8 protein-coding genes and 1 pseudogene are annotated in these 8,149 nt (G+C 70.2%); 6 read left to right on the top strand and 3 right to left on the bottom strand.

The features are described from left to right. From ACFHVL_RS25395 to ACFHVL_RS25380, 4 genes and pseudogenes are all read left to right on the top strand, one after another. A pseudogene (locus ACFHVL_RS25395) lies at nt 1–1,023 on the top strand (hypothetical protein); the annotation flags it as partial. 53 nt (nt 1,024–1,076) lie between these two features. Continuing rightward, nucleotides 1,077–2,537: a hypothetical protein gene (locus ACFHVL_RS25390; protein WP_416630948.1), complete on the top strand. Its 1,461-nt coding sequence runs from the start codon at nt 1,077–1,079 to the stop codon at nt 2,535–2,537. Then, the gene (locus ACFHVL_RS25385; RefSeq protein WP_416630947.1) at nt 2,534–3,316 is read left to right on the top strand and encodes a 3-ketoacyl-ACP reductase; all 783 of its coding nucleotides are present in this window, start codon (nt 2,534–2,536) and stop codon (nt 3,314–3,316) included. Before ACFHVL_RS25390 ends, ACFHVL_RS25385 begins: the two co-directional genes overlap by 4 nt. A gap of 159 nt (nt 3,317–3,475) precedes the next feature. Continuing rightward, nucleotides 3,476–4,072 (top strand): hypothetical protein, encoded by a 597-nt coding sequence (locus ACFHVL_RS25380; RefSeq protein ID WP_416630946.1) that lies wholly within the window; start codon nt 3,476–3,478, stop codon nt 4,070–4,072. Nucleotides 4,073–4,174: 102 nt separating this feature from the next. Here the strand turns inward: ACFHVL_RS25380 and ACFHVL_RS25375 are convergent, their stop codons facing one another. Beyond that, nucleotides 4,175–4,402 (bottom strand): DUF397 domain-containing protein, encoded by a 228-nt coding sequence (locus ACFHVL_RS25375; protein WP_416630945.1) that lies wholly within the window; start codon nt 4,400–4,402, stop codon nt 4,175–4,177. Further along, a complete protein-coding gene (locus ACFHVL_RS25370; RefSeq protein ID WP_416630944.1) occupies nt 4,372–5,247 on the bottom strand; it encodes a helix-turn-helix domain-containing protein in 876 nt (291 codons plus the stop codon). The genes ACFHVL_RS25375 and ACFHVL_RS25370 overlap by 31 nt, the downstream gene beginning before the upstream one ends. A 437-nt stretch (nt 5,248–5,684) precedes the next feature. Here ACFHVL_RS25370 and ACFHVL_RS25365 point away from each other — a divergent pair, with 437 nt between their 5' ends. Further along, nucleotides 5,685–5,972, top strand: coding sequence for a hypothetical protein (locus ACFHVL_RS25365; RefSeq protein ID WP_416630943.1), 288 nt, complete (start codon nt 5,685–5,687; stop codon nt 5,970–5,972). 11 nt (nt 5,973–5,983) lie between these two features. On the opposite strand, the gene ACFHVL_RS25360 is transcribed toward ACFHVL_RS25365, so the two are convergent. Then, complete coding sequence (locus ACFHVL_RS25360) at nt 5,984–6,868, bottom strand: PASTA domain-containing protein (protein WP_416630942.1); 885 nt, start codon at nt 6,866–6,868, stop codon at nt 5,984–5,986. A 126-nt stretch (nt 6,869–6,994) separates the two neighbouring features. On the opposite strand from ACFHVL_RS25360, the gene ACFHVL_RS25355 reads away from it, so the two are divergent. Next, on the top strand, nt 6,995–8,128 hold the full coding sequence (locus ACFHVL_RS25355; RefSeq protein WP_416630941.1) for a hypothetical protein: 1,134 nt from the start codon (nt 6,995–6,997) through the stop codon (nt 8,126–8,128). Nucleotides 8,129–8,149 lie beyond the last annotated feature (21 nt).

The raw sequence follows: 8,149 nt of genomic DNA, 5'->3' as shown, positions 1-8,149 counted from the left end.
CACCCCGGCGGCCACGACCTCGACCAGCTCGAACGCCGAATGCTCAGTGATGCCGACCAGCACGGCGGCGCACAGGCGATCTGGCGCAACCGGCACTGGTGGCACACCAGCCTGCGACCCGCCGAAACCGCCGGCCGATTCGTGCGCGGCGGGGAACCGCCGACCCCGAAGTACTGGGCCGAGGCGATCCCCACCCACCCGTGCACCCGATGCACCGAGACGGTCGACCCGCCGTACTGCACCGACTGCTACGGCACCCGCCGGGTCCGGCGTGGCGCGGTCGTCACCGTCACCGACCTGCGCGGCCGGACCGTGCACCGCAACTGGCGACCCGACGACGCCCCGCCGACTCTTGTTCACACCGACCGACAGTCCGGCACCACCGTCTGGCAACTGCCCGAGCACTACCAGATCGGCGCGTTCGCGGCGCAGTTCGGCGTACCGCCGATCGACCTGACCGACCTCGACGGCGAGCATGTCATCGACCAGCACCTGCGCCTCGGTGTCAGCCAGATCGCGCCCGGCGGCGGTGATCCGGTGGCCGCGTACCTCGCTGAAATCGCCGCCACCCACGACGGCGCCCGCATCCTGGCCCGCGCCACCGACTGGCCCGGCCCTACCCTCGACGAGGTTGCCCGCCTCGTCACCGGCCTCGGGCTCGCCCTGGACGTCACCGTCGTCGACCACCGCGACAGCGTCGGCCGGCCGGAGCTGCTGCAGGGCCACAGCTGGTCGGTCCAGGTCGCCGAGCCGGCCAGCCCGCCACCCGTCGACCCGTTCCCGACCTGCGCTGCCCTGCCCGAAGCCATCGCGCTCTGCCTCCGCTACCTCTACGGCGCACTTCGCGCCACCATCCCCACCGACCCCGAACGGCCGATGTCCGTCCCACAACGGCCCGCGTCCGCCGGTCCAGCACCCGACACCGCAGCATTCATCACCGAGGTACGCCGCCTCGCCGCCACCCGCCCCGGTCACGCCGCCACCATCCGTATCCAAACCGACGACACCCACACCACCACGTAGTGGAGCGGTCGGGGGACTTCCGCCTAGGCAAGCGCTTTCCTATGCTGGTGCGCATGATGAGGATCGACGACTCGCTGACCGCGGCCAGCCTGCAACCCAAGATCGACCGACTCTGGGAGGCGTCCGCCCAGAAGATCGACTCGATCGAGAAGACCTGCCCGCCCGGCTCGCCGTCGCCGGTCTTCACCGTCGCCGGCCGCTACGCCGCGCGCGGCTGGACCGAGTGGACCCAGGGCTTCCAGTACGGCTCGGCCCTGTTGCAGTTCGACGCCACCGACGAGCAGCGCTACCTGGACACCGCCCGGGAGCTGACCGTCGCCGTCATGGCCAGCCACATCAGCCACATCGGGGTGCACGACCACGGGTTCAACAACGTCAGCACGTACGGCAACCTGTGGCGGCTGATGGCCGAAGGTCGGATCCCACACAACCGGGCGGAACGCGACTTCTACGAGCTGGCTCTCAAGCTCAGCGGCGCGGTGCAGGCCGCCCGCTGGCGGGACACCGCCGACGGCACCGGCTACATCTACTCCTTCAACGGCCCGCAGTCGCTGTTCGTCGACACCATCCGCTCCTGCCGGGCGCTGGCCGTGTCACATCTGCTCGGCCACGTCCTGATGGGGGAACAGGACGAGCGGATCTCGCTGCTCGGCCGGCTCGTCGAGCACGTCACCAACACCGCCCGGTACAACGTCTTCTACGGCGAGGGACGCGACAGCTACGACCTCCGCGGCCGCACCGCCCACGAGTCGATCTTCAACGTGAACGACGGCCGGTTCCGGTGCCCGAGCACCCAACAGGGCTACTCCCCGTTCACCACCTGGACCCGTGGACTGGCCTGGGCCATGGTCGGCTTCCCGGAGCAGTTGGAGTTCCTCACCGTGGTGCCGGACGCCGAGCTGGAGCCGTACGGCGGGCGGGCCGAGGTGACCGCGGCGATGCTCAAGGCCGCGACCGCCACCTGCGACTTCTACCTGGAGCACACCCCGATCGACGGAATCCCGTACTGGGACACCGGAGCACCCGGGCTGGCCGCACTCGGCGACTACCTGGACCGGCCGGCGGATCCGTACAACGATCATGAGCCGGTCGATTCGTCAGCGGCCGGCATCGGCGCCCAGGGGCTGCTGCGGCTCGGCCGCTACCTAACCGGCATCGGCCAGGACGAGGCAGGACGGCGCTACTGGCAGGCCGGGCTGACCGTCGCTGGGACGCTCTTCGACGAGCCGTACCTCAGCACCGACCCCGACCACCAGGGATTGATCCTGCACTCGATCTATCACCGACCCAACGGCTGGGACCACGTGCCGGCCGGCAGTTCGGTGCCACACGGCGAGTCCAGCATGTGGGGCGACTACCACGCCCGGGAACTGGCGCTCTATCTGCAGCGGGTGGCGCGAAACGAGCCGTACTACACGTTCTACGGCCCGTTGGGCACCGCGAGCGGTGCCGCCACTGGTGCGGGCAGCGGCGCGGCAACTGGCGGCGGCGCGGCCAACGGCGGCGGACGATGAGCGCCCCGGCGCCGGTAGCCATCGTCACCGGTGGCTCCCGGGGCATCGGCCGAGGCATCGTGCTGGCTCTCGCCGCCGCCGGACACGACGTCGTCGTCAACTATGCCCGCAACGCCGACGCCGCCAGGCAGGTCGGCCAGGAAGTCGAGTCGCTCGGCCGGCGGGCGCTGCTGGTCGGTGCGGACGTCTCGATCGCTGAGGATCGCCAGAGCCTGGTGGACCGGACCGTCTCGGCGTTCGGCCGGATCGATCTGCTGGTCAGCAACGCCGGGGTGGCCCCGGACGTACGGGCGAATCTGCTCGATGCCAGCGAGGAGTCCTTCGATCGGCTGATCGACATCAATCTGAAGGGACCGTATTTTCTGACTCAACTGGTCAGCCGGACCATGATCGATCTGCTGGCGCAGGGAGTACTCGACGCGCCCAAGATCGTCATCGTCTCGTCGATCAGCGCGTACACCGCGAGTGTCAATCGGGGTGACTACTGCGTGGCCAAGGCGGGCCTCGCGATGACCGCGCAGCTGTACGCCGCCCGACTGGCCGAACACGGAATCAACGTGTACGAGATCCGGCCCGGCATCGTGGCGACCGACATGACCGGGCCGGTCCAGGCCAAGTACGACGACTTGATCTTCAATCAGGGACTCACCCCGATCCGCCGCTGGGGTCGACCCGAGGACGTCGGTCGCGCCGTGGTGGCGGTCGCGACCGACCTGCTGCCGTTCAGCACCGGCCAGGTGCTCGATGTGGACGGCGGGTTCCACCTGCGGACCCTGTGACACCCGCGGCTGCGGCCGCCGTGGCGAACCCGGTGACGCCCACAACTGCGTGCCGCCGCGGGGTCGGCCGTGGTCGGCCCCCTTACGGGTACGACGTGGGGGACGTGCCGGGGACGGGCCCGGATGCCTCTGCGCCTACCGCACCGTCAGGATCGACGGATGGACCTCGACCTGCTCGGCTGGCTGGCGCTGGGTGCCGGTTGGCTGATCGCCGCGGTGATCGCTGACGCCTTGCCGGCCACGGACGACCCGGCTCGACTTCGCCGCCGGGTCACCGGGCTGCTGACCCTGGTCGTGGTCGGGCTGGTCGGCACCACTGCCATGATCGGCTGGGGCATCGCCGACGTCGCCGACGCGGTGGCGGCGCGTGCCGTCGCCGTACTGGCCGTCGGCCCGGCGTTGGCCGTCGCCGTGCTGGCCGTACCGAGGCTGCGCCGGTTGCGCGCCGGTTCGGCCGCCTTCCGCACCGCGCCCGCCGCGCCGACTCCGCCCAGCCTTCGTGCCGACGCGGCGCATCCACTGCTGGCACTGCCGATGCAGGTGGCAGCGGCGGCCCTGCTGCCGGTCGGGATGCAGACCGCCGGTGGCGATGCGGTGCTGGGCGCCGAGACCGCCGGGCTGGTGTCGACGGCGGCGGTGCTACTGCTCGTCGCGACGGGTGTACGTCATGCGCTGCGCCACAGCCGGCTGGCCGAGCGGGCAGTCACGGGACGGGTCCGCTGGTCTCCGATCCGCGCCGGCTCGTATCCGCGTTGATCGACGATGCCTGCGATGCGTCGACGGGGGCAGGTATCCGTTGCCGACGGACAGGACCGGCCGAACCGCCGGTCCTGTTCGTCGGGTCAGGTCGACCGGAGCTCAGGCCAGGTCGAACTCGCCGTCGCGCGCGCCGCCGAGAAACGCATCCCACTCGTCGGCGGTGAAGACCAGGGCCGGCCCGGCCGGGTTCTTCGAGTCCCGCACCGCGATGGCCTGGTCGACGAAGGCGACCTCCACGCAGTTGTCGCAGTTCGGCCCGCTGCGCGAGCTCTTTCGCCAGGCCGCCCGGGTGAGGTCTACCCGGAGTCCCTTAACCTCGATGTCCACAGTGGCTCCTTAGCACGTTTGGCGATCATGGCGACGGACTCCTCTGGCGGGAGCGCCGCCGCCCGTATGTGATCGAAGATGAAGATGTATTTGCGTAGCTCTTCGGATTTCTCGAGGAAGAGCCCACCGGTGGCGTTCTCCGCGTAGACCACATCCGCGTCGCTCGGCTCCGGGAAGTCGAGGATCGTGAACGTTCCGTCCATGCCTGCGTGCGATCCCACCTCGAACGGCAGGACCTGCAGCGTGACGTTCGGCATGTCCGCCGCTTCGACCAGACGCAGGAGCTGCGCGCGCATGACCGCGTCGCCGCCGACCGGTCGACTCAGCACCGCTTCATCGAGCACCGCCCATACGTCGATCGGATCTTCCTGAGTCAGTAACGACTGACGCCTCAGTCGGACGTGGACACGGTGGTCGACTTCTTCGTCGGTGATGTCGGGACGGGCCGCCCGGATCATCGCCTGGGCATAGTCGGCCGTCTGCAGCAGCCCCGGCACGACCTGCTGCTCGTACGCTCGGACCGACCGGGCAGCCGCCTCGAAACCGACATAGGCACCGGTGAGCACCGTCGAGTACGGATGCCACCAGCCCTTCTGCCGCGCCTCCCGGGCAATCTGCACCAGCTCGTCGGCCTCGACGCCGGTCACACCGTAGATCTCCAGCATGTCCCGTACATCGCGGGGAGTCGCGCTGGTGTGCCCGGTCTCGATCCGGGAAACCTTCGAAGCGGAGCACTCCAGACGCTCCGCTACCACATCGATCGTGACTCCTGCGGCGTCCCGCCGCCGGCGCAACTCGGCGCCGAGACGGCGGCGCCGGACAGTCGGACTTCGGCGCTCGGTCACCGGTCACCTCCGGACAGGGGTGTAGGGGGCTGTCGGCGGACCCCGCTCGCACAGTCGAGAGGCGACGATCAATCGTCGCGAGCGGTCGTACGCGGCGGGAAGGCAGCCGACGCTGAAAGGAAGCTCGTTCAGTCTGCCGCGCGTACACGAAGGACTTCAAGCAGCAATCTCACGAGTGATTCTCACACAAAGCCGATCCCACTCTGCAACTTGCATTGATCGCAACTGTGGTGCACCCTTTCCGTAGGCCCTACGTCACTCAGCGTCTACACAAGATCGTACCGTCGCGGTTGCGCCGTGCTGTGACGGTGCACCCTGCCAGCACATCTGCGCCGGGCCTCGGTCCGACCGGGTTCCCCCAGACCGGACGCGACTCCCGCGCCGGATCACCGTGCCTGGCGTCAACCCGACAACGGCAGCCCGGAAAGGGAGTCGCGGTGCTACTACCCCGATCAGGAGACGTCCTCCACGTGACCCGTGCGGCAAGTGTGCAGTTCCTCGAGCCGCTTCTCTTCCGAGTGATCCGCGTCCACGACTGGCAGACATACCAGGGCTGGGTCTGGCTCGATGGCTACGAGCTGAACGCCGTCGGCGAGGCCGTCGACCGTCGATCGATCTTCGTTCAGATCAACGGCCTGCGCCGACTACGGGTGGTGGCCGACCTACCGGGTCGGTCGACCACCCAACGTCCCCGGGTACAGGTGATGTCAGCACGGGCGAGCTGACCGCCACCGCGTCAGTCGTCGTCCTCGTCCGTCGGCTCACCGGTCGGTTCCGGCGACTCCGTCGGTTCCGGCTGCTGCCCGCTGCCCGCGTCGGCGACGACCAGCAGGATCTCGGTACCGGGCTGGACCTGCGTGCCCGCCGACGGGACAGTCTCGATGACGGTGCCGGGCGGCTGATCCGATCGCCGCAGCTCAAGCCGGTAGACCAGGTCGAGGTCGTCGAGTGCGGCCCGCGCCTGGGCCTCCGACAGACCCACGATCTGCGGTACGGGGACCGTCGTCGCCTCGGTGGGCTGTTCCTCGGTTGGTTCCGGGGCCGGCGGCTCGCCGGTCTCCGGTTGGTCGGTCTGCGGTTGCGTCGGCGCCGCGCTGGCAGTCGGGACCGGGTCCCGGTCGGGTGCGTCGGGGTTCTGCTGGTCGCCCAACGTACTGGCCCACCAGATCAACACGCCGACGAGCGCGACCAGCAGCAGCACCAGCACCCCGATCAGGATCGGCAGCCACCACGGCCGGCCGGTCTGGCCGGGTTGGCCCGGCCTGCCCCAACCTTCGGCCCCGGGCTGACCCGACCATCCGCCCGAGCCGCCGCCATCGCTCGGGCGTACCGGCACACCGGCCCGCCCTGACCAGGCCGGCTCCCGGGACCCGCCGGTCTCGTTCGTCGGATACTGCGACGTCGCGCCACCGGCGGGCGGAACCGGAGCGGTCGGCCGAGCCGGCGACGCATCAACCGGCGGCTGAGTCGACGTCGGATTAAGTGGCGGCTGCTCCGGACCGGTCGGCTGACCGGCGTGGGTGCCCCACGGATCGACCGGTCGGGGCAGCTGACTCGTGTAGTCCCCGACCTCGCGCCTCGCTGAGCCGTCGTCCAACGGATCTTTCGGTCTGTCGGCCATGGCCCGTCCTCTCCGTAACAACCGGCGTGACATTCGGTAGGGGCTCAAGATATCCAGCCGGGAGTATCCGGCGTCGCCGACGCCCGCGAGTCGCCCCGCGCCGCCCCGACCGCTACAGTGCCCGGCATGGCCGTACAAGGCTGGGGAAGATCGGTTGCGACGGCGACCGGCATAGCTGCCGGCGTCGGCGCGGCGCAGCTCGGCCTGGGCTATGGCCTGGGCATAGTCGCGTGGCTACCCTCCGTGGACAGCGGAGGTGAGGCCGCCTGGGTAGCCAGCCTCGCCTGGGCAACCTGGATCGCGGCGACGTCGGTGGTCCTCGGGGCGGTCGTCGCCGACCGACTCACGCCGACGAGTTCCGGGACCGACGCGATCACCACGAGTGACTCCAGTTGGCAACCGAAGAGCCTGCTCACCGCCAGCCTGTGGCGGATCGCCCTCGCTGCGGCGGCGGCGATCGGCGGAATGCTCACGGTCGCGTTGATCGCTGTCCCGGCCCGTGGCGCGGCCCGGGCCGACACCTTCTCGCCCCAGACCATCGCCGCCGGGTACGCGATGGTGGGTGCCGTCGTCGGGCTGTTCATGGCGATCTGGGCGGTCGCCTCCCGGGCAGCGGCGACCAACGCGATCGCGACCGTCGGCTGGCTCTGGCTGCTCGCCGTGATAGCCGTGATCGACTCGGTCATCTCCGGTCCCGGCCTGACCAGCGCCCAACTGGGGGTCTGGCAGATCACCGCGGACAGCGAGCGCTACTGGTTCCGCAACATCTACTGGCCTGGTGCGACCCTGTCCCTCGGGTCAGCGTTCATCATCGGCGCGTTCTCTGCCTGGCCGGCGGCTCGTGACGCCCGCCGCCGGGTCGGCGCGGCGATCTCCGGCGGGGTCGGACCGGTGCTGATCGCCACCGCGTACTTCCTGGCCGCGCCCCGGCTGGTCGGGCCGCGCGCGGAGCAACTGTCGGCGCATCTTCTCGCGCCGTACGCGGTGATCGCCGGCTTGGCCGGGTCGGTTCTGGTGACCGCGATCGCGCAGCGGCTGGAGGTCTCCCATCGGCAGCGCGATCAGATCTCGAACGACGACACCGGGGACGGCCGTCCGGCGGCGGATCCTGTTGGCGGGACCGCCGCCAGCGGCAACGACGCGGCCGTGCCGAGCCAGCCGACCGCCGGCTCCGGCGCGGACGCATCGGCCCGTGGCACGGCTGCGGTCGCCCGCCGCCGGGCCAAGCAGCCGAAGTCCGGCGGCACTCCCGGCGCCTGACAACAGCGGCCCAGCTGTAGC

The organism is Micromonospora sp. LOL_023, from assembly GCF_048060115.1.
Taxonomy (GTDB): domain Bacteria; phylum Actinomycetota; class Actinomycetes; order Mycobacteriales; family Micromonosporaceae; genus Micromonospora_E.
Note: the sequence above shows the minus strand (reverse complement) of the source record. Positions and strands in the feature narration are given on the sequence as shown.